The following is a 19,080-nucleotide window of genomic DNA, read 5'->3' as shown; positions in this document are numbered from 1 at the left end:
AAACCCGAGGCAGCACTTGACGTCTCCCATGATCGTGGTCCAGGCTCTGCGCAACTGGTCCGTACCACTCCTTCCCCCACGCATGGAGGACCCCTCATGAGGCGTACCCGCGCCTTCGCTGCCGCCGCCGTCGCGGCCGCGCTCTTCCTCAGCGGCTGCGGCCTGTCCAACGGTGACGACGCCGGCTCGGCCGGCTCGGGCGACAAGATCAGCGGCGAGGTGAAGGGTGAGATCACCTTCGCCACGCTCGCGCTCAAGCCCACCTTCGACGAGTACATCAACGGCCTGATCAAGAACTTCGAGGCCGCGCACCCGGGCACCACCGTCAAGTGGGTCGACCTGCCGTTCCAGGGCGCCCAGGAGAAGATCACCAACGACGCCCAGGCGGGCACCCTGCCGGACGTGGTCAACCTCAACCCGAACTTCGCCCAGAAGCTGGAGAAGCAGGGCGTCTTCGTGGACATGGACGCCAACGCCGGCGACGTGAAGGGCAGCTTCGTGCCCGGCGCCTGGGACGCCTTCAAGGTCCCCGGCCAGGCCGGCTCGTACGGCCTGCCGTGGTATCTCACCAGTGAGATCACCATGTACAACAAGGACCTCTTCACCCAGGCCGGGCTGGACCCGCAGACCCCGCCGAAGACCATCGACGAGCTGCTCACCCAGGCCCAGAAGCTCTCCGCCGCCGGCAAGGGCAAGTTCTACGGCTGGCACCCGGCGCTGGAGAACAGCTTCGTGCCCAACCTGGCCAAGCTGGGCGTGCCGCTGCTCAACGAGGACGCCAGCAAGTGGACGTTCAACACGCCCGAGGCGGTCCAGTACGTCACCCGGGTGCGGGACCTGTACAAGAGCAGGGCCATCGCGCCGGACTGGCTGACCCAGGACCACGCCAAGGAGACCGAGGCGTACTCCGCCGGCCGGGTCGCGCTCTTCCCGTCCGGGCCGAACTTCCTCAAGGTGGTCGGCCAGAACGCGCCGGCCGTCGCCAAGGCCACCGCGGTCGCCCCACAGATCGCCAGCGCCGACGGCACCACCAACATGTCGGTGATGGGCCTGCTGGTGCCGAAGAAGAGCAAGAACCCGGCCACCGCGCTGGAGTTCGCGAAGTTCGTCAGCAACGCGCAGAACCAGCTCGCCTTCGCCAAGATCGTCACGATCCTGCCGTCGACCGCCGACTCGCTCAAGGACCCGTACTTCACCCAGGTGGACGCGGCGGACCCGACCTCGCAGGCCCGCAAGATCTCCGCCGAGCAGATCGCCAAGGCCAAGAACCTCACCCCGGTGCAGTGGGACGACCGCACCAAGGCCGCGGTGATCGGCAAGATCCAGCTCGCTGTCAAGGGTGACCTCGACCCGAAGACCGCCCTGGACCAGGCCGTGGACGAGGCCAACAAGCTGCTCGCCCGCTGACGCACCACCGGTGCCGCCCGGTGCTGCACGCGCCGGGCGGCACCGCCACCCCCCACGACAGGAGCTCACCGACGTGATCGGCCGTCGCTGGTACGTACCCTGGCTCTTCCTCGCCCCCGCGCTGCTCGTCACCGCCCTGATGACCTGGGGACCGCTGGCCAACACCAGCGTCCTCGCCTTCACCGACGCGCAGGCGCTCGGCGGCGGACACTTCACCGGCACCGAGAACTTCCGCCGCCTCGCCGAGGACACCGAGTTCTTCCGGTCGCTGGGCAACACCGCCCTCTACCTCGCGGTGGTGGTACCGGCGCTGGTGCTGCTGCCCCTGCTGCTGGCCCAGCTGGTGCACGCCAAGCTCCCCGCCATCGGGATGTTCCGGGCGATCTTCTACTCCCCGGTGATCGCCTCCATGGTGGTGGTCGGGCTGATCTGGAGCTGGCTGCTCTCCTCCGACGGGCTGGTCAACGCCGTGCTGGTGAAGCTGCGGCTGATCACCGAGCCGCTGCCCTTCCTCACCGACGCCACCCTGCTGCTCTTCTCCTGCATGCTGGTGACCGTCTGGAAGGGCCTCGGCTACTACATGGTCATCTACCTGGCCGCCCTCTCCAACGTGCCCAACGAGCTGTACGAGGCGGCCCGGGTCGACGGCGCGGGCGCGGTACGCCGGTTCCGCTCGGTCACCGTGCCCACCGTGCGCCCCACCATGCTGCTGGTCGGCACCCTGTCCGCGATCTCGGCCACCAAGGTCTTCGCCGAGATCTACGTGATGTCCTCCGGCACCGCCGGGCCCGGCGGGCAGGCCAAGTCGATCGTCTACTACATCCGCGAGGTCGGCCTCGGCGTCGACGGCGAGGTCGGGTACGCCTCCGCGATGAGCCTGGCGCTCTTCGTCGGCACCCTCGGCCTCTCCGTGCTGGCGCTGGTGCTGCGTCGCCGGAGCGAGAGGAACGAGGCATGAGCCGCGTCGCCGGTCCCGCGCTGCGCTACGTCCTGCTGCTGCTGATGGCGGTGCTGCTGGTCGGGCCGTTCCTCTGGCAGCTCTCCACCGCGCTCAAGAGCACCGGCGAGCCGATCTACGGCCCGGACACCACCCTGCTGCCCGCCCACCCCACCCTGGCCAACTTCGGCAAGGTCGCCGACGTCATCCCGGTCTGGCGCTACATCGGCAACTCGGCGCTGGTCGCCGTGGCCAGCGTGGTCACCAACTGCCTCTTCGGCGCGATGGCCGGCTACGCGCTGGCCCGGATGCGCTTCCGCGGCCGGGGCGCGGTCTTCGCCGCCGTGCTCGCCTCGCTGGTGGTGCCGTTCGAGGTGATCATGGTGAACGTCTTCCTCACCGTACGCAGCCTTGGGTTGGTCGACAGCCTCTTCGGCGTGCTGCTGCCCGGCGCGGTCTCCGGACTGTCCATCCTGGTCATGCGGACCGCGTTCCTCGCCCTGCCCAAGGAGACCGAGGAGGCCGCCGCGATGGACGGCGCGGGGGAGTGGTCCCGGTTCTGGCGGGTCGCGCTGCCCAGCGTGCGCGGGTCGCTGGCCGTGGTCGGCGTGTTCAGCTTCCTCTTCGCCTGGGACGACTTCCTCTGGCCGCTGATCGTGCTGAAGAACCCCGACAACTTCACCCTGACCGTCGGGTTGCAGTACCTCTCCGGCACCTTCACCAACGACCAGCGGGTGGTCGCCGCTGGCACGATGATCGCGGTCGTTCCGCTGCTCCTCGTCTTCTTCGCGTTGCAGCGGATGTTCTTCCGCGGCATCGGAGAGGGAGGGGTGAAGGGGTGACCGCCAGCACCGGCAAGACCGCCTTCAAGCACGAGGCGCTGTACACCGCGTTGCGCACCGAGATCGGTGCGACGCTGCGACCGCACGACCCGCTGCCCAGCGAGCGGGAGCTGGTCGCCCGCTTCGGGGTCAGCCGGGCCACCGTGCGCCAGGCCGTCGGCCGGCTGGAGGAGGAGGGGCTGGTCTACCGGTCCCAGGGCGCCGGCACCTTCGTGGCCGACCCGTCCACCATCTCCAAGTCGCTCGCGCTCACCTCGTTCAGCGAGGACATGCGCAGTCGCCGGCTCACCCCGGACTCCCGGCTGCTCGACCTCACCCTGGTCCCGGCCGGGGTGACGGTGGCCCGCGACCTGTCGCTGTCGCCCGGCGCGGAGGTGGCGCACGTCCGCCGGCTCCGGCTCGCCGACGGGCTGCCGATGTGCGTCGAGGAGGTCTGGCTGCCCACCGAGCGGATCGGTGGGCTGGACGCCGGCACCGTCGCCGGCTCGCTCTACGACGCGCTGGCCGGGCGCGGCGTCCAGCCGCACCACGCCGACCAGGTCATCTCGGCCACCGTGGTGGACGCCGACCAGGCCGCGCTGCTCGGCGTGGCCCCGTACTCGCCCGCGCTGCGGGTGGACCGGATCACCTACACCGAGGCCGGGGTGGCCGTCGAGCGCGCCGAGAGCATGTACCGCGCCGACCGGTACGACTTCCGCATCACTGTGACCCGAAGGACGCCATGACGTTCCCCCTCGTCGCCGCCGTGGACATCGGCGGCACGAAGACCGCCGCGGCGCTGGTCCGGGGCGGCGCCGTGCTGGCCCGTACCCAGGCGCCCACCCCGGCCCGCGACGGCGCCGCCGCCGTGCTGGACACCGCCGCCGCGCTGGTCCGCTCGCTCGGCGACGCGCCGGTCTCGGTCGGCGTCGGCGCGCCCGGCCTGGTCGACCCGGCCACCGGGCTGCTCACCGCGGCCACCTCCTCGATCAGCGACTGGTCCGCCGTGGACGTGCCCGGCGGGCTGCGCGCCCGGCTCGACCTGCCCGGCGTGGTGCTCAACGACGTGCAGGCGTTCACCCTCGGCGAGGCCGTGCACGGCGCCGGACGCGGCCTGCCCACCGTCATCGGGGTGGCCGTCGGCACCGGCATCGGCGGCGGCGTGCACGCCGCCGGCACCCTGCTCACCGGGCGGCTCGGCGCGGCCGGGCACCTCGGTCACGTGCCGGTGCCGCAGGCGCTCGGCCGGGCCTGCCCGTGCGGCGCCACCGGGCACGTCGAGGCGGTGGCCGCCGGCCCCGCGATCGCCGCCCGCTACACCGAGCTGACCGGCGACGTCGTCGCGCTGCCCGAGGTGGTCCGCCGGGCCCGCGCCGGGGACGACACCGCCGCGGCCCTGCTCGCGGAGGCCGGCGCGGCGCTCGGCACCGCCCTCGCCGGACTCGCCAACACCCTCGACCCGGACCGGATCGTGGTGGGCGGCGGCGCGGCCGTACCCGAGCTGCTGGCCGCCGTGGGGCCCGCCCTCGCCGCCGGCTGCATGCCGGTGCTCGGCGCGGTGCCGCTGGTCCCCGCCGCGCTCGGCGGCGACGCCCCGCTGGTCGGCGCGGCCGAGGCCGCCCGCCGGGCCCTGCTCGCCCCGGCCCCCACCGCCCGCCCCGGCACGGCGGGGACCGCGCCGACGGAGGCCGTCCGATGATGCGCATCGCCCTGATCCCGCTGGACGACCGGCCGGTCTGCCGGTCGCTGCCCGGCCTGGTCGCCGCCGTCGCCGGCGCGCAGGTGCAGACCCCGCCGGCCGACCTGCTGCCCGCCCAGCGCCGCCCCGGCGACCCGGACGGCCTCGCCCGCTGGCTGGCCGGCTCCCGCGCCGACGCCGCCGTGGTGGCGCTGGAGACCCTCGGCCTGGGCGGCCTGATCGCCTCCCGGCTGCGCGACGACCCGGTCACCGCCGTCCTCGACCGCTGGTCCGCGCTGGCCACTGGCCCCGCCCCGGTGTACGCGGCCACCGTCGTGCAGCGCACCCCGGACGCCGACGACGCCGGCGAGGAACCCGACTACTGGGCCCGGTACGGGCGGGCGCTGCACGCGTACTCGGCCGCGCTGCACCGCGCCCTCGGCGGGACGCAGCGGCCCGGCACCGACGTGCCGGCGGAGATCCGCCGCGACTTCCTGCGCCGCCGCCAGCGCAACCACGTGCTCAACCAGGTCGCGCTCGGCCTCGCCGCCGACGGGGTGCTGGACACCCTGGTGGTCGGCGCGGACGACACCGCCCTCGCCGCCGTCGGCACCGCCGAGTGGCAGTGGCTGCGCGACTGGACGTCCTGGCTGGAGCTGACCGACCGGGTGCTCGCCCACCCCGGCGCCGACGAGATCGGCGCGGTGCTGGTGGCCCGGGCGCTGACCGTCGCCGCCGGACACGCGCCCCGGGTCGCGGTGGCCTGCGCCGAGCCGGACGGGCTGGACCGGGTGGCCCGCTACGAGCCGGTCCCGGTCGGGGTGGGCATCGCCAGCCAGGCCGCCGCGGCCGGGGCCACCCTCACCGACCTCGCCGACGCCGACGCGGTGCTGGTGGTCCACCCGCCGCAGCCCGGCGCGCACGACTGGGCGACCGCGCCGCCGGCCGACACCGCCCCGGCCCCGGCCGCCCGCACCGCCGCCCTGGTGCGCCGGCTGCTCGCCGACGGGCGGCCGGTCGCGCTGGCCGACTGCGCGCTGGGCAACGGGGCCGACCCCCGGCTGGTCGCCGACCTCGCCGCCGACGGCAGCTACGCCCGGCTGGCCGGGTTCGCCGGCTGGAACACCGCCGGCAACACCGTCGGCAGCGCCCTGGCCACCCTGGTCGCGTACCAGGTGGGGCGGGTCGCCGGCACGCTGGACGAGCGGGCCGCGCGCCGGCTGCTGGCCCACCGGCTGGTCGACGACCACGTCTGGATGTCGTCCGCCCGGCCCCGGCTGCGCCGCGAGCTCGGCACCGACCCGACCCGGCACGACCACATCGCCGACGCCGACGCCCCGGCGGTCACCGCCCGCATCGGCGAGCTGCTCGCCGCCCGGTGGCGGGAGCTGGGCGCGGTGCCCGGCCTGGCCGTCGCCCCCGGCTCGGTGACGCTGCCCTGGCGACGCACGTACGAGATCGACTTCACCCTGGAGGAGACCGGTGACCAGCGCTGAGCCCACCCTGACCGCCGACGTCGCCGTGGTGGGCGGCGGGTTCGGCGGGGTGGCCGCCGCCCTCGCCGCCGCCCGGGCCGGCGTCCGGGTGGTGCTCGTCGAGGAGTACTCCCGGGTCGGCGGTCAGGTCACCACCCAGGCCCTGCCCGCCCTCGACGAGCACCCGCACGTGGAGAGCTTCGGCTGCTCCGCCAGCTACCGGGCGTTCCGCGACGACCTGCGCGCCCACTACGGAGGAACCGCCAACCCCGGCGGCGGCTGGGTGAGCCGGCTCTGCGTCGAGCCGGCCGTCGCCCAGCGGGTCCTCGACGGGTACCTGGCCGAGGCCGGGGTGACCGTGCTGACCGGCCGCGCGCCCGTCGCCGCCCGGGTCGAGAACGGCCGGGTCCACGATGTCACCTTCACCGACGGCACCGTGCTCGCGGCCACCGTCTTCTGCGACGCCACCGAGCGCGGCGACCTCGCCCCGCTGGCCGGCTTCGCCACCGTCACCGGCTCCGAGGGGCGCGACGCGTACGGCGAGCCGGACGCCGTCCCCGGCGGTCCCGACCCGGCCGCCCAGCAGTCGTTCACCTGGTGCGCCCTGGTCGAGCTGCACCCCGACGCCGACGCCACCGCCGTCGGCCCCGCCCCGGCCGGGTACGCCGCGCTGCGGCACCGCCTCTCGTTCGACATCGCCGGCTGGGACGGCGGGGTGCACCGGTACCGGATGTTCACCGACGGCCCCGACGGCCGGCCGCCGTTCTGGACCTACCGTCGGCTGCGCGCCACCGCGCCCGAGCTGGCCGTGCTGAACTGGGCGTCCAACGACTGCGCCGGGTACGACCCGATCGGCGACCCGGCCGGCGCCCAGCGGGCCGGCCGGGAACTGACCGCCGCGTTCGTGCACTGGCTGCGCACCGAGGCACCCCGCGAGGACGGCGGGCGGGGCTTCCCCGGCCTGCGGCTGGCCCCCGAGGCCGCCGGTACCCCGGACGGCTTCGCCGAGGCCCCGTACCTGCGCGAGTCCCGCCGGATCGTGGTCGACCGGCCGGTCACCGGGCACGACCTCGCGCCGCTGCCCGGCCGGGCCCGCGCCCGGCATCTGCCCGGCTCACTCGGCGTCACCTGGTACCACGTCGACCTGCACGAACGCACCGGCCACCCGGCGCCGGTCTACCGGGAGACCGCACCGTTCACCATCCCCGCCGCGAGCCTGGTACCCAGCGGCGCGGTCAACCTGCTGGCCGCCGCCAAGAACCTCGGCGCGACCCAGGTGGCCGCCGCCGCGTACCGGGTGCACCACGGGGAGTGGGCGGTCGGCGAGGCCGCCGGCGCGCTCGCCGCCCGGGCCGCGCGCGCTGGGTTCCCGGTGCACGCCGTGCCCGACGACCCGGCCCTCCTGCTCGCCGTGCAACGCGACCTGGTCGCCGCCGGAGTACCGCTGGCCTGGGTCGCGGACGTGCCCCCGGGCGACCCGCGCTTCGCCGCCGTCCAGCTCGGTGCCGCGTACGGGGCCCTGGAGGGGGAGCGCGCCGCCGACCTGGCCGTCGACCCCGACCGGCCGGCCGGACCGGCCGACCTGGCCGCCCTGCGCCGGGTCGCCCGGGCGCTCGGCGCCGACCCGTTCATTCCCGACCCCGACCGCGCCTTCGGCGCCGTACTGGAGGAGATCACCCGATGACCGTCCTCGACACGATCCGTGGCCGGCTCGTCGTCTCCTGTCAGGCCGACCCGGGGGAGCCCCTCGACGACCCGGCGCACATGGTGGCGCTGGCCCGCTCCGCGCTGCGCGGCGGCGCCGCCGCGATCCGCGCCCAGGGCCTGCGGGACCTTCGGGCCCTGCGCGCCGCGCTGCCCGGCACCCCGCTGATCGGCCTGGTGAAGGACGGCACGTGCGGGGTCTACATCACGCCGACCCTGGCGCACGCCGAGGCGGTCGCCGCGACCGGGGTGGAGATCGTCGCGCTCGACGGCACCCGGCGGCCCCGCCCGGACGGGCTCAGCCTCGCCGAGACGGTGGCCCGGCTGCGGGCCCGCCACCCCGACGTGCTGGTGATGGCCGACCTGGCCGAGGCCGCCGACGGGTACGCCGCGGTCGCCGCCGGCGTGGACCTGGTCGGCACCACCCTCTCCGGCTACACCGGCGGCGCGGTGCCGCAGGACCCCGACCTGGCGCTGATCGGCGCGCTCGCCGAGGCGCTGCCCGTGCCGGTCGTCGCCGAGGGCCGGATCAACACCCCCGAGCAGGCCGCGGCGGCGCTGCGCCACGGCGCGCACGCCGTGGTGGTCGGCACCGCGATCACCCGGCCCGCCGTGGTCACCTCCCGCTTCGCCGCCGCCCTCGTCACCAGCCCGGAGATGTCATGACCGTGCACGTCGTCAACCACACCCACTGGGACCGCGAGTGGTACCGGCCGATGGAGTCCTTCCGGGCCCGGCTGGCCGAGCTGGTGGCCCGGGTCTGCGACCAGCTCGACGCCGGTGAGCTGCACCGTTTCCACCTCGACGGGCAGACGGTCACCGCGCTGGACGCGCTCGCCGTCCGGCCCGACCTCGCCGATCGGGTCCGCGCCCACGCCGCCGCCGGCCGGCTGCACGTCGGCCCCTGGCACGTGCTCGCCGACAACCAGCTGGTCTCCGGCGAGAACCTGATCCGCAACCTGCTCACCGCCCGCCGGGTCGCCGCCGACCTCGGCCTCGGCCTGGCCGACGTCGGCTACTGCCCGGACGCCTTCGGCCACCCCGCCGACCTGCCCCGGGTGCTGCGCGGCTTCGGCCTGGACACCGCGCTGGTCTGGCGCGGCGCGCCGCCGCGGCGGGCCCGGTTCCGCTGGCGCGCGCCGGACGGCTCCGAGGTGGTGGCGGTCAACCAGGGCTACTACGAGCCCGAGGTGCTCTGGGAGGCGGCCTCGGCGGCGGACCGGCTGGCCACCTTCCGGGACAAGCAGACCGGGCGCGACGCCGACGGCCCGTACCTGCTGCTCAACGGCGGCGACCACCTCGCACCGCGACCGCTGCCCGCCGGCCTGGCCGACGGCGCGGCCCGGGAGAGCACCCTCGCGGACTACTTCGCCGAGATCCGCGACACGGTGCCGGCCGACGCGGTGGTCACCGGAGAGCTGCGCCACCCGGGCGACTGGCTCACCTTCGTGCTCGCCGGCACCCTCTCCACCCGGCTCTACCTCAAGCAGGCCAACGCGGCCACCGAGACCCTGCTGGAGTCCTGGGCCGAGCCGCTCACCGTCCGCTCCGGGCGCGGCGTCGAGTCGACCGGGCTGCTCCGGCACGCCTGGGACCTGCTGCTGGCCAACGCCCCGCACGACTCCATCTGTGGCTGCTCGGTCGACGAGGTGCACCGGGAGAACGAGGTCCGTTTCGCCCGGGCGCAGCAGGTCGGCGAGCACCTGGTCGAGCGGGCCCTGCTCGACCTCGGGCTGGACACCCGCCCGGCCGGCGACCCGGTCACCGACGCCGCCGCGCTGGTGGTGGTCAACCCGCACGCCGCCCCGGTCACCGGACCGGTCACCGTGGACCTGCACACCGCCCCCGGGCACACCGTCGGCGGCCTGGTCGACGCGGCCGGCCGGCCGGTCCCGTACGACCTGCTGGCCAGCGAGCCGGTCCCGCTGTTCTGCGCCGACCTGGACATCCTCCCCGACACGAAGGAGACGGTCCGGCACCGGATCGCGTTCGTCGCCGACGCCCCGGCCGGCGGCTGGACCGGCTACACCGCCTCGGTCGCCCCCGGTGACCCGGCCCCGCCGGACGCCGGGCGGCCCGGACGCACCGTGACCCGCGGCGACTGGACGCTGACCGTCGCCGACGACGCGTCGTTCACCCTGGTCGACGCGGCCACCGGGCGGACCCTGCCCGGGCTCGGCCGGCTGGTCGACGTCGGCGACGCCGGGGACACCTACACCTACGACCCGCCCCGGGACGACGAGGCGGTCAGCCCGGTGCTGCGCACCGCCACCGTGCACGAGTCGGCGGTCGCCTCCCGGATCGTGGTGCACGCCGACCTGGACGTGCCGGCCGGCCTGACCGCCGACCGCACCGCCCGCAGCGCCGAGCGGGTGACCCTGCCGCTGACCGTGACCGCGACCCTCTGGGCGGACGTGCCGGAGCTGGACTGGCGGGTGGAGTTCGACAACACCGCCGACGACCACCGGCTCCAGGCGCACTTCCCGACCGACGCCGCCGCCGGCAGCTGGACCGCCGACACCCACTTCAGCCTCCTGGACCGGCCGCTCAAGCCGGCCCTCGGCCCGCTGCCCGAGCAGCGCGGCTACGAGGCCGACGCCGGGGTCGCCCCGGTCCGCTCGCTGGCCACCCTGCCCGGGCTCGCCGTCCTCGCCCCGGGCCTGCCCGAGGTGCAGGGCATCGCCGGGGAGCCGCCGTCGCTGGCCGTCACGGTGCTGCGCGCGGTCGGCTGGCTGTCCCGGCCCGACCTGCGGGCCCGTACCGCCGGCGCCGGCCCGCAGCTGGCCACCCCGGAGGCGCAGTGCCGCCGCCGGATCAGGGCCGCCGTCGGCGTCCGGCTGACCGCCGACGAGGCGACGGTGACCGCTGCGGCGGCCCGCCGGCGGGCACCACTGCGGGCCTGGCAGCTGCGGCCGGGTACGACGGCCCCCGCCGCGACATCCGGACTGCGGGTGGACGGGGCGCAGGTGTCGGCGTACAAGCCCGCCGAGGACGGCGCGGGCGCGGTGCTGCGACTGGTGAACCCGACCTCGGTCGAGGTGGTCGCCACGGTCGCCGGGGTGCCCGGTGACCTGGTGGAGTGCGACCTCGCCGAGCGCCCGGTCGACGGCCAGGTGGCCGCCGACGCGATCGTCCTCGGGCCCTTCGCCACCCGCAGCTTCCGCGTCGGCGGCTGATCCGGGCCACGCCGGGACCCCTCGGTTGCCCGGTCCCGGCGCGACCGCCGGCCGGTCAGCCGGTGACGGCGTGGGCGAGCGCGTATCCCAGGGACGCGGCGGTCAGTCCGGCGACCACGCTGACCGCCGCGTTCGCCACGGCGTACCGGCGGGCCCCCTCCCGGTGCAGCCGCACCGTCTCGTAGCCGAGCGTGGACCAGGTGGTCAGCGCGCCGCAGAAGCCGGTGCCGACCAGGGCCGTCAGCGCCGGGGAGGCGGGCACGGCGACCAGTGCCCCGAGCAGCAGTGACCCGGCCATGTTGACGGTCAGGGTGCCCCAGGGGAAGGGCGAGTCGTGCCGGGCCTGCACGGCCCGGTCGGTCAGGTAGCGCAGCGGCGCGCCGACGGCGGCCCCGAGCACGATCAGCAGGACGGTCACCGGGTCGCCTCCCGGCCGGCGCGCGCCAGCAGCCGACCGGCCACCGCGTCCCCGGCGACCACCGCCGGCAGCGCGAGGAGCACGGTCGCCGCCAGGTACGCCAGCGCGGTGCCCGGCGCCCCGGCGGCCACCGCCTGCCGGACGTCCACCACGTACGTGGAGAAGGTGGTGAACCCGCCCAGTACGCCGACGCCGAGGAAGGGGCGGACCAGGGGGCCGGCCGGGCGGGCGGTGAGCACCGCCATCAGCGCGCCGATCAGCAGGCAGCCGGTCACGTTGACGCCGAAGGTGGCCCATCCGAAGCCGGCGGGCGGATGCGGGAACGCGGTCTGCACACCGGCCCGGGCCAGCGCGCCGAGCGCCCCGCCGGCCGCGATGGTGCCGAGCACGGCGGCCGGGTGGGCGGCCAGTTCCCGCCGGTCGGCCGGTACGCGCAGGTCGACGTCGGGGTCGACGCGGTGCTCGTCGGGTCGGGTCACGCCGCCTCCCACCAGTCGAGCGTCACTGGCAGGGACCGTCGGCGACGGTGCGCGGTTCTCCCGGCGTACCCGGGACGGCGGGCCCCACCGCCGGTCCCCGCGAGCATAACGCCCCGCCCCGGGACGGCCGCCGCTCAGGCGGTGGCGTCCACCAGGTCCCGGCCCGGCGCCGGGGTCACCGGTGTCCGGCGGGCGTGCCGCTCGGCCACCAGCAGCACGACCAGCCCCAGCAGGGTGAGGCCGGCACCGGCCCAGATCGGGGCGGTGTAGCCCAGCCCGGCGCTGATGGTCAGGCCACCGAGCCAGGCGCCGAGCGCGTTGCCGAGGTTGAACGCGGCGATGTTCGCCCCGGAGGCGAGCGTCGGGGCCTGGTGGGCGTACTTCATGATCCGCATCTGCAGCGGCGGCACGGTGGCGAAGCCGAACGCGCCCATCAGCACCAGCGCGGCGACGGTCGCCACCGGGCTGGTGGCGGTGAGGGCGAACCCGACCAGCACCACGGTCAGCACCGCCAGCACGGTGCGCAGGGTGCGGGAGAGCGACACGTCGGCGGCCCGACCGCCGGCCAGGTTGCCGACGAAGAGTCCGGCCCCGAAGAGCACCAGCAGCCACGGGACGGTGCCGGTGGCGAAGCCGCTCACCTCGGTCAGCGTGTACGCGATGTAGGTGAACGCGCCGAACATGCCGCCGAAGCCGAGGACGGTGACCAGCAGCGAGAACCAGACCTGCGCCCGGGTGAATGCGCGCAGCTCGCCGCGCAGCCCGCCGCCGGGGGCGGCGGCGGTGGCCGGACCGCGACCGGGCACCAGCAGCGCGAGGCCGGCCAGCGCCAGCACGCCGATGCCGGTGATCGCCCAGAACGTGGACCGCCAGCCGAGATGCTGGCCGAGCAGGGTGCCGAACGGCACGCCGAGCACGTTGGCGATGGTCAGCCCGGCGAACATCATCGCGATCGCCCCGGCGCGGCGCGCCGGGGCCACCAGCCCGGCCGCCACCACCGCGCCGATGCCGAAGAAGGCGCCGTGGCAGAGCGCCGCGACGATCCGGCCGGCCAGCATCGTGGCGTAGTCGCCGGCCAGCGCGGAGAGCAGGTTGCCGACGATGAAGAGCACCATCAGGCCGAGCAGGACCGGCTTGCGGGGCAGCCGGGTGACCGCCGCGGTGAGGGCCACGCCGCCGACGGCGACGCTGAGCGCGTACCCGGAGATCAGCCAGCCGGCGACCGACTCGGTGACCGCGAAGTCGGCGGCGACCTGGGGGAGCAGCCCCATGATCACGAACTCGGTGAGTCCGATCCCGAAGGCGCCGACGGCGAGGGCGAGCAGGCCGCCGGGGAGGGCGGTGCGCTGGGACATGGGAGGGGTCCGTTCCGGTCGGGGAGGGATTAGGGCGCGTCTGCAACTACCCGCGCCAGCAACGAAATAGTTGCACGCGCTTGTTGTCGGCGCAAGCGTGCTAGCCTGGGAGTCGACCAGGTCACACCGAGGGGGCGCGCATGGGCATCGGCGACGACGCGGTCGAGATCCGCGCCCAGGGTTGGCGCACGCTCGCCGCGCTGCACGGGCTGATCGAGACCGCGCTGGAACGCGCGCTCCAGGTCGAGCACGGGCTCTCCGTGGTCGAGTACACGGTGCTCGACGCGCTCTCCCGCCAGGACGGCTGGCACATGCGGATGCGGCAACTGGCCCGCGCCGCCGCGCTCTCCGGCAGCGCCACCACCCGTCTGGTCACCCGCCTGGAGGAGCGGGGCCTGTTGACCCGCATCCTCTGCGCCGACGACCGGCGGGGCATCTACACCGAGCTGACCCCGGCCGGCTCCGATCTGCTCGGCCGGGCCCGCCCCACCCACGACCGGGTGCTCGCCGGGGCGCTCGACCAGGCCGAGCGGACCCCCGAGCTGGCCCCGCTGGTCGACGCCCTGCACCGGCTGCCCGCACCGGACCCGACCGGTGGGCCCGGCTGAGCGGCCGGGCCCTGCCGCGCCGACCGGCCGGCCTGTGCCGGGCTGACCTGGCAGGACGGCCGGTGCGCGCGTACGGTGTGCGGCATCGCCCGGCGCGACGCGGCGTCGGGGCAGGCGCGCAGGAGGCAACCGTGCAGGACCGCACCCCTCGTCCGGACGAGCTGGACCCCGTCGAGCGGGCCGGTGTCGACGAGCTGCGGGCCCTGCAACTGCACCGGCTGCGCTGGTCGCTGCGGCACGCGTACGACAACGTGCCGCACTACCGCAGCGCCTTCGCGGCCGCCGACGTCCACCCCGACGACCTGCGCGAGCTGTCCGACCTGGCCCGGTTCCCGTTCACCGGCAAGGCCGAGCTGCGGCAGAACTACCCGTTCGGCATGTTCGCCGTGCCCCGCGAGCAGGTCGCCCGGGTGCACGCCTCCTCCGGCACCACCGGCCGCCCCACCGTCGTCGGCTACACGAAGCAGGACCTCGACACCTGGGCGAAGCTGATGGCCCGCTCGATCCGGGCGGCCGGCGGCCGGCGCGGCGACCGGGTGCACGTGGCGTACGGCTACGGGCTCTTCACCGGCGGCCTGGGCGCGCACTACGGCGCCGAGGAGCTGGGCTGCACCGTCATCCCGGTCTCCGGCGGCATGACCGAACGGCAGGCCATGCTGATCCGCGACTTCGCGCCGGAGGTCGTCATGGTGACCCCCAGCTACATGCTGGCCATCGTGGACGAGCTGGAACGCCAGGGCGTCGACCCGCGCGCCACCTCGTTGCAGGTGGGCATCTTCGGGGCCGAGCCGTGGACCGAGGACATGCGCCGGGAGATGGAGCAGCGGCTCGACATGCACGCGGTCGACATCTACGGCCTGTCCGAGGTGATGGGTCCCGGGGTGGCGGTCGAGTGCGTGGAGACCAAGGACGGCCTGCACCTCTGGGAGGACCACTTCTATCCCGAGGTGATCGACCCGGTGACCGGCGCGGTGCTGCCCGACGGCGAGCAGGGCGAGCTGGTGCTCACCTCGCTCACCAAGGAGGCCATGCCGGTGGTCCGCTACCGCACCCGGGACCTGACCCGGCTGCTGCCCGGCACGGCCCGCGCCGTACGGCGGATCGAGAAGATCACCGGACGGACCGACGACATGATGATCGTCCGTGGGGTGAACGTCTTCCCCACCCAGATCGAGGAGCTGATCCTGCGTACGCCGGCGCTCTCCCCGCACTTCCAGTGCGTGCTCGACCGGCAGGGGCGGATGGACACGCTCACGGTCAAGGTGGAGCGGCGGGCCGGGGTGGCCGCCGACGAGGCCGAGCGGGCCGGGGCGGCCCTGGTGCAGCAGGTCAAGAACACCATCGGAGTCAGCGTCGCGGTCCAGGTGATCGAACCCGACGGGGTGGAACGCTCGATGGGCAAGATGCGCCGGATCGTGGACCAGCGCCGGGAGCACTGAGATGGCGCAGCGCGACGGCCGGACCGCGGCCCACGACATGTTCGACGCCGACGTGGCCTCGAAGGGGCTGGGCATCGAGCTGGTCTCGGCCGGCGACGGCGCGGCGGTGGCCCGGATGCGGGTCACGCCCACCATGCTCAACGGGCACGCCATCGGCCACGGCGGCTACGTGTTCCTGCTCGCCGACACGGCGTTCGCGCTGGCCTGCAACAGCCACGGCCCGGCCACCGTCGCGGCCGGCGGCGAGATCAGCTTCCTGCGCCCGGTACGCGAGGGCGACCTGTTGGAGGCGCGCGCCACCGAGCGGGTCCGGCACGGCCGCAGCGGCATCTACGACGTCACGGTGTGGCGCGACGACGAGGTCGTCGCCGAGTTCCGCGGCCGCAGCCGCACCATCGCCCGCCCGTAGCGCCCGCCGTCCCGGCGCGTCGCCCGCCCCGGCCGGCGGCACCCGGGACAGGATGACCCGATGGCACACGTCCTGCTGTTGCACTCCGTCCTGGGGCTGCGTCCGGCGGTGCGCGCCGCCGCCGACCGGCTGCGTGCCGCCGGTCACCAGGTCACCGCGCCCGACCTGTACGGCGTACCGGCCACCGACACGGTCGAGGAGGGCTTCGCCCGCTTCGCCGAGGTGGGCCCGGAGACCGTGCTGGCGCGGGCCCGGGCGGTCGCCGGCACGCTGCCGGCCGACACGGTCCTGGCCGGCTTCTCGATGGGCGCCGGGTTGGCCGGGGCGCTGCTCGCGGAGCGGCCCGACGCCGCCGCGGTCCTGCTGCTGCACGGCACCGGTGGCGCCCCGGAATCGGTCCGCCCCGGGCTGCCGGTGCAGCTGCACCTCGCCGTTCCCGACGCGTACGAGCCGGACGACGAGGTCACGCAGTGGCGGCAGGCGATGACCGCGGCCGGTGCGGAGCTCTCCGTGCACCGGTATCCGGGCCCCGGGCATCTCTTCACCGACCCCGACCTGCCCGACCACGACGCGCCGGCCACCGCGTTGACCTGGGACCGGACCGTGGGGTTCCTGGCCGGGCTCTGAGTCGACGCCGGGCCCGTCCCGGCCGGGGTGCGCCGGCGCCCGATCGGGACGACGCCGTGGCCGGAGTGGCCCCGTGCCCGCTCCGGCCACGGCGTCGTCGGTTCAGGCGGCGACGGGGGCCGGTGCCCCGACCCCGCGCGCCCCGTCTAATCGGCTCCCGGGCGCCGTGCCCGGCGGATCTATCCGGCTCCGGGTGGGCTGCGCCCGGCGGCCCGCGCCCACCGAGCCGCCCGGGACCGCGCCGATCGCCGGACCCCGGCCCCGGCCAGCCGCGTCGGCTACCGCGCTGCGGCCCTGCCCGGCCGTGCCGGTCACTGGGCTCCGGTGCTGGTCGGCCGCGTGCCGGCCGGCCGCCGCCGCGGTCGCCGGCCGGCCCCGGTGGACGCCCCGCGCGGCCGGCGCCGCCGCCACCGACGCCCGGCCGGGCCGCACCCCCGGCGGGGCGGCCACGAGGGGTGCGGTGGCCAGGAGGGGCGTGGCGGCCACCTGCGGTGCGGTGGCCGTCAGCGGTGCCGGGGCCACCACCGGTCGCGTGGCGACGCCGGCGGTCGGGACGGGCCCGAGACGCCGGGGGACCGTCCCGGGCCGGTGCGCTACGCCCGCCGCCGGCGGGCGGTCCGCTCGGGGCGGACAGGCCGGGTGGCGACCCGCGACGGTGGACGCGCCGCCGCCGTCGGCGACTGGCCGGGGCGGCGTGCCGTCCGGGCGCGCCGGCGCACCGGCCGGACAGCCCTCCGCCTCGGCGCGGGCGCGGCGGGTGAACTCGGCGCGCAGCGTGCGGGGCAACCGCTGCCGCGCCACCCGGGCCACCGTCGGTTCGCCCACCGCGTACCGGCGACCGGCCCGGCGCAGCACACCGCAGACCAGCAGCGCCCGCAGCGCCGGCTCGGCCCGGCCGGCGGGCCAGCCGAGCAGTCGCTCCACGACGTCGGCGTCGAACTCGGCGGGACATGCCGCGCCCGCCATCAGCACCGCCCGCTGCTCCCCGTCCAGCCGGTCCAGCCGCGCGTCGACCATCCGGCGGACCGCGTCGGGCACCGGCCGGCCCGGGCCGGCCGGACCGTCCAGCGCCCGCACGTACGCCTCGGCCGCGGCCGGGTTGCCGGCGACCAGCGGCAGCAGTTCGCGGGCCAGCGCCGCCGGTCGGGCGGCCCGGCCGAGCAGGTGCCGCAGCAGCCGCCCGGTCTCCACGGTGCGCAGCGGGGCCAGCGGCACCCGGCGGTGCCGGCCGGCCGGGTCGGGCACCGGTTCGGCCCGACCCGGCCCGTGGGTCACCACCACCGCCAGTGGCAGCGCCCGCGCGGACGCGGTGGCGAGGAGCCGGTGCAGGAACCGGTGCAGCGGCGGGGCGGCCCGGTCCAGGTCGTCCACGGCCACCACCAGCGGTCCCCGGGCCGCCAGGGCGAGCAGCGTCTCCCGCCACCGCTGCGCGCCGAGGGTCGCCACGGCGGTGTCCAGCGGCGTCGCGGCGAAGTCGGCCAGGTCGTGCGCCGTCGCGCCGAGCGGAACCGGCGGCAGCACGCCGTCCAGCGCGACGACCAGCCGTCGGCGTACCGCTGCGGGCGGATGGGTGTCGCGGGCGCCGGCGAACGCGCGGACCATGTCGGCCAGCGGCGCCAGGTCCCCCCGGGGGTACGGCGGGCAGTGCGCCACGCACCAGCGGACCGGGGCACCGTCCACGGTCGACACCACCCGGGTCAGTTCGTGCAGCAGCCGGCTGCGCCCGCTGCCGGTCGGTCCGACCAGGGAGACCCGGCCGGGCCGGCGTTCCCGCAGCGCCCGGATGATCTCGTCGGCGGCGCTGGCCAGTTCCCGTCGCCGGCCGATCAGCGGGCCGTGGTGGCGGGACCCGCCGGGTCGCCCCAACCCGGTCACCCGCCACACGTCCAGCGGCTGCGCCATGCCGGCCACCGTCACCGCGCCGAGCGGGCGCAGGCCGAGCAGCCCGGCGGTGGCCCGCCGGGTGGCCGCGCAGACCACGACGCCGCCCGGTGGCGCGTACCCCTGCAGGCGGGCCGCGGTGGTGATGACCGCGCCGCTGGCGGTGCCGTGCCCGCCGTCGCGCGCGGCGGCCAGGTCCACCACCACCTCGCCCGTGGCGATCCCGACCCGGATCCGCAGCCGGGTACCGTCCGGGGCCCGCCGGTCCAGCGCGTCCTGGATCTCCAATCCGGCCCGCACCGCCCGGTACGCGTCGAAGCCGTCGGAGCCGTGCGCGCCGAACAGCGCCATGACCGCGTCGCCGATGTACTTCTCCACCACCCCGCTCCACCGGCGCAGCACCCCGGCGACGGTGCCGAAGTAGCCGTGTTGCAGCGCCCGGACGTCCTCCGGGTCGAGCCGCTCGACCAGCCCGGTGGAGCCGACGATGTCGACGAAGAGCACGCTGACCGTGCGCCGCTCCTCCGGCACCGGCCAGCACGTGACGGGTTCCCGACTCCGCGTTGTCCTGCTCACTGGCATCGCACCCCACCCTTCCCCCCGGTCCGGTGCTGACGACCTCTGGAGACTGTCACCACCGGTAGGTCGGGGGATCGGTAGGACGAC

At 76.0% G+C, this 19,080-nt stretch carries 17 protein-coding genes; 13 read left to right on the top strand and 4 right to left on the bottom strand.

Annotation, left to right across the window (positions count from 1 at the left end; translation table 11 throughout):
• The first annotated feature begins 96 nt into the window (after positions 1–96).
• The 9 genes from GA0070611_RS09555 (at position 97) to GA0070611_RS09515 (ending at position 11,198) form a co-directional block, all read left to right on the top strand.
• Complete coding sequence (locus GA0070611_RS09555; RefSeq protein WP_091661064.1) at positions 97–1,407, top strand: ABC transporter substrate-binding protein; 1,311 nt, start codon at positions 97–99, stop codon at positions 1,405–1,407.
• Positions 1,408–1,480: 73 nt separating this feature from the next.
• Complete coding sequence (locus GA0070611_RS09550; RefSeq protein WP_197675894.1) at positions 1,481–2,365, top strand: carbohydrate ABC transporter permease; 885 nt, start codon at positions 1,481–1,483, stop codon at positions 2,363–2,365.
• Positions 2,362–3,186 carry a carbohydrate ABC transporter permease gene (locus GA0070611_RS09545; RefSeq protein ID WP_091661061.1) on the top strand — a complete coding sequence of 275 codons (825 nt, stop codon included), beginning with the start codon at positions 2,362–2,364 and terminating at the stop codon, positions 3,184–3,186. The genes GA0070611_RS09550 and GA0070611_RS09545 overlap by 4 nt, the downstream gene beginning before the upstream one ends.
• The gene (locus GA0070611_RS09540) at positions 3,183–3,911 is read left to right on the top strand and encodes a GntR family transcriptional regulator (RefSeq protein WP_091661058.1); all 729 of its coding nucleotides are present in this window, start codon (positions 3,183–3,185) and stop codon (positions 3,909–3,911) included. The genes GA0070611_RS09545 and GA0070611_RS09540 overlap by 4 nt, the downstream gene beginning before the upstream one ends.
• The gene (locus GA0070611_RS09535) at positions 3,908–4,864 is read left to right on the top strand and encodes an ROK family protein (RefSeq protein ID WP_091661055.1); all 957 of its coding nucleotides are present in this window, start codon (positions 3,908–3,910) and stop codon (positions 4,862–4,864) included. Before GA0070611_RS09540 ends, GA0070611_RS09535 begins: the two co-directional genes overlap by 4 nt.
• A complete protein-coding gene (locus GA0070611_RS09530; protein WP_091661052.1) occupies positions 4,861–6,339 on the top strand; it encodes a DUF4127 family protein in 1,479 nt (492 codons plus the stop codon). Before GA0070611_RS09535 ends, GA0070611_RS09530 begins: the two co-directional genes overlap by 4 nt.
• Positions 6,326–8,002, top strand: coding sequence for an FAD-dependent oxidoreductase (locus GA0070611_RS09525; protein ID WP_091661049.1), 1,677 nt, complete (start codon positions 6,326–6,328; stop codon positions 8,000–8,002). The genes GA0070611_RS09530 and GA0070611_RS09525 overlap by 14 nt, the downstream gene beginning before the upstream one ends.
• Complete coding sequence (locus GA0070611_RS09520) at positions 7,999–8,688, top strand: N-acetylmannosamine-6-phosphate 2-epimerase (RefSeq protein ID WP_091661046.1); 690 nt, start codon at positions 7,999–8,001, stop codon at positions 8,686–8,688. Before GA0070611_RS09525 ends, GA0070611_RS09520 begins: the two co-directional genes overlap by 4 nt.
• Positions 8,685–11,198: a glycoside hydrolase family 38 N-terminal domain-containing protein gene (locus tag GA0070611_RS09515; protein ID WP_091661042.1), complete on the top strand. Its 2,514-nt coding sequence runs from the start codon at positions 8,685–8,687 to the stop codon at positions 11,196–11,198. Before GA0070611_RS09520 ends, GA0070611_RS09515 begins: the two co-directional genes overlap by 4 nt.
• Before the next feature lie 55 nt (positions 11,199–11,253).
• On the opposite strand, the gene crcB is transcribed toward GA0070611_RS09515, so the two are convergent.
• The 3 genes from crcB to GA0070611_RS09500 all read right to left on the bottom strand — a co-directional run bounded on the left by crcB (position 11,254) and on the right by GA0070611_RS09500 (position 13,450).
• On the bottom strand, positions 11,254–11,616 hold the full coding sequence (gene crcB, locus GA0070611_RS09510) for a fluoride efflux transporter CrcB (RefSeq protein ID WP_091661038.1): 363 nt from the start codon (positions 11,614–11,616) through the stop codon (positions 11,254–11,256).
• Positions 11,613–12,107, bottom strand: a complete 495-nt coding sequence (locus tag GA0070611_RS09505; protein ID WP_091661034.1) for a FluC/FEX family fluoride channel — start codon at positions 12,105–12,107, stop codon at positions 11,613–11,615. The genes crcB and GA0070611_RS09505 overlap by 4 nt, the downstream gene beginning before the upstream one ends.
• Positions 12,108–12,229: 122 nt before the next feature.
• The gene (locus GA0070611_RS09500) at positions 12,230–13,450 is read right to left on the bottom strand and encodes an MFS transporter (RefSeq protein WP_091661030.1); all 1,221 of its coding nucleotides are present in this window, start codon (positions 13,448–13,450) and stop codon (positions 12,230–12,232) included.
• Positions 13,451–13,590: 140 nt separating this feature from the next.
• On the opposite strand from GA0070611_RS09500, the gene GA0070611_RS09495 reads away from it, so the two are divergent.
• From GA0070611_RS09495 to GA0070611_RS09480, 4 genes are all read left to right on the top strand, one after another.
• Positions 13,591–14,058: a MarR family winged helix-turn-helix transcriptional regulator gene (locus tag GA0070611_RS09495; RefSeq protein WP_091661028.1), complete on the top strand. Its 468-nt coding sequence runs from the start codon at positions 13,591–13,593 to the stop codon at positions 14,056–14,058.
• Between the two features lie 131 nt (positions 14,059–14,189).
• The gene (paaK, locus tag GA0070611_RS09490; RefSeq protein ID WP_091661024.1) at positions 14,190–15,497 is read left to right on the top strand and encodes a phenylacetate--CoA ligase PaaK; all 1,308 of its coding nucleotides are present in this window, start codon (positions 14,190–14,192) and stop codon (positions 15,495–15,497) included.
• Between the two features lies 1 nt (position 15,498).
• The gene (paaI, locus tag GA0070611_RS09485) at positions 15,499–15,906 is read left to right on the top strand and encodes a hydroxyphenylacetyl-CoA thioesterase PaaI (protein WP_091661020.1); all 408 of its coding nucleotides are present in this window, start codon (positions 15,499–15,501) and stop codon (positions 15,904–15,906) included.
• 60 nt (positions 15,907–15,966) lie between these two features.
• Positions 15,967–16,533, top strand: a complete 567-nt coding sequence (locus tag GA0070611_RS09480; RefSeq protein WP_091661017.1) for a dienelactone hydrolase family protein — start codon at positions 15,967–15,969, stop codon at positions 16,531–16,533.
• 102 nt (positions 16,534–16,635) lie between these two features.
• Here the strand turns inward: GA0070611_RS09480 and GA0070611_RS09475 are convergent, their stop codons facing one another.
• Entirely contained in the window at positions 16,636–18,945 is a 2,310-nt protein-coding gene (locus GA0070611_RS09475) for an adenylate/guanylate cyclase domain-containing protein (protein ID WP_231921387.1), read from the bottom strand.
• Positions 18,946–19,080: the final 135 nt, after the last annotated feature.

It is taken from the genome of Micromonospora auratinigra (genome assembly GCF_900089595.1).
Lineage (GTDB): Bacteria > Actinomycetota > Actinomycetes > Mycobacteriales > Micromonosporaceae > Micromonospora > Micromonospora auratinigra.
Note: the sequence above shows the minus strand (reverse complement) of the source record. Positions and strands in the feature narration are given on the sequence as shown.

What these genes read in the sequence shown, in the direction of transcription:
- GA0070611_RS09555 (WP_091661064.1), top strand. Translation starts at nt 97, where the DNA reads ATGAGGCGTACCCGCGCCTTCGCTGCCGCCGCCGTCGCGGCCGCGCTC.
- GA0070611_RS09545 (WP_091661061.1), top strand. Translation starts at nt 2,362, where the DNA reads ATGAGCCGCGTCGCCGGTCCCGCGCTGCGCTACGTCCTGCTGCTGCTG.
- GA0070611_RS09535 (WP_091661055.1), top strand. Translation starts at nt 3,908, where the DNA reads ATGACGTTCCCCCTCGTCGCCGCCGTGGACATCGGCGGCACGAAGACC.
- GA0070611_RS09530 (WP_091661052.1), top strand. Translation starts at nt 4,861, where the DNA reads ATGATGCGCATCGCCCTGATCCCGCTGGACGACCGGCCGGTCTGCCGG.
- GA0070611_RS09520 (WP_091661046.1), top strand. Translation starts at nt 7,999, where the DNA reads ATGACCGTCCTCGACACGATCCGTGGCCGGCTCGTCGTCTCCTGTCAG.
- GA0070611_RS09515 (WP_091661042.1), top strand. Translation starts at nt 8,685, where the DNA reads ATGACCGTGCACGTCGTCAACCACACCCACTGGGACCGCGAGTGGTAC.
- GA0070611_RS09500 (WP_091661030.1), bottom strand. Translation starts at nt 13,450, where the DNA reads ATGTCCCAGCGCACCGCCCTCCCCGGCGGCCTGCTCGCCCTCGCCGTC.
- GA0070611_RS09495 (WP_091661028.1), top strand. Translation starts at nt 13,591, where the DNA reads ATGGGCATCGGCGACGACGCGGTCGAGATCCGCGCCCAGGGTTGGCGC.
- paaI (WP_091661020.1), top strand. Translation starts at nt 15,499, where the DNA reads ATGGCGCAGCGCGACGGCCGGACCGCGGCCCACGACATGTTCGACGCC.
- GA0070611_RS09480 (WP_091661017.1), top strand. Translation starts at nt 15,967, where the DNA reads ATGGCACACGTCCTGCTGTTGCACTCCGTCCTGGGGCTGCGTCCGGCG.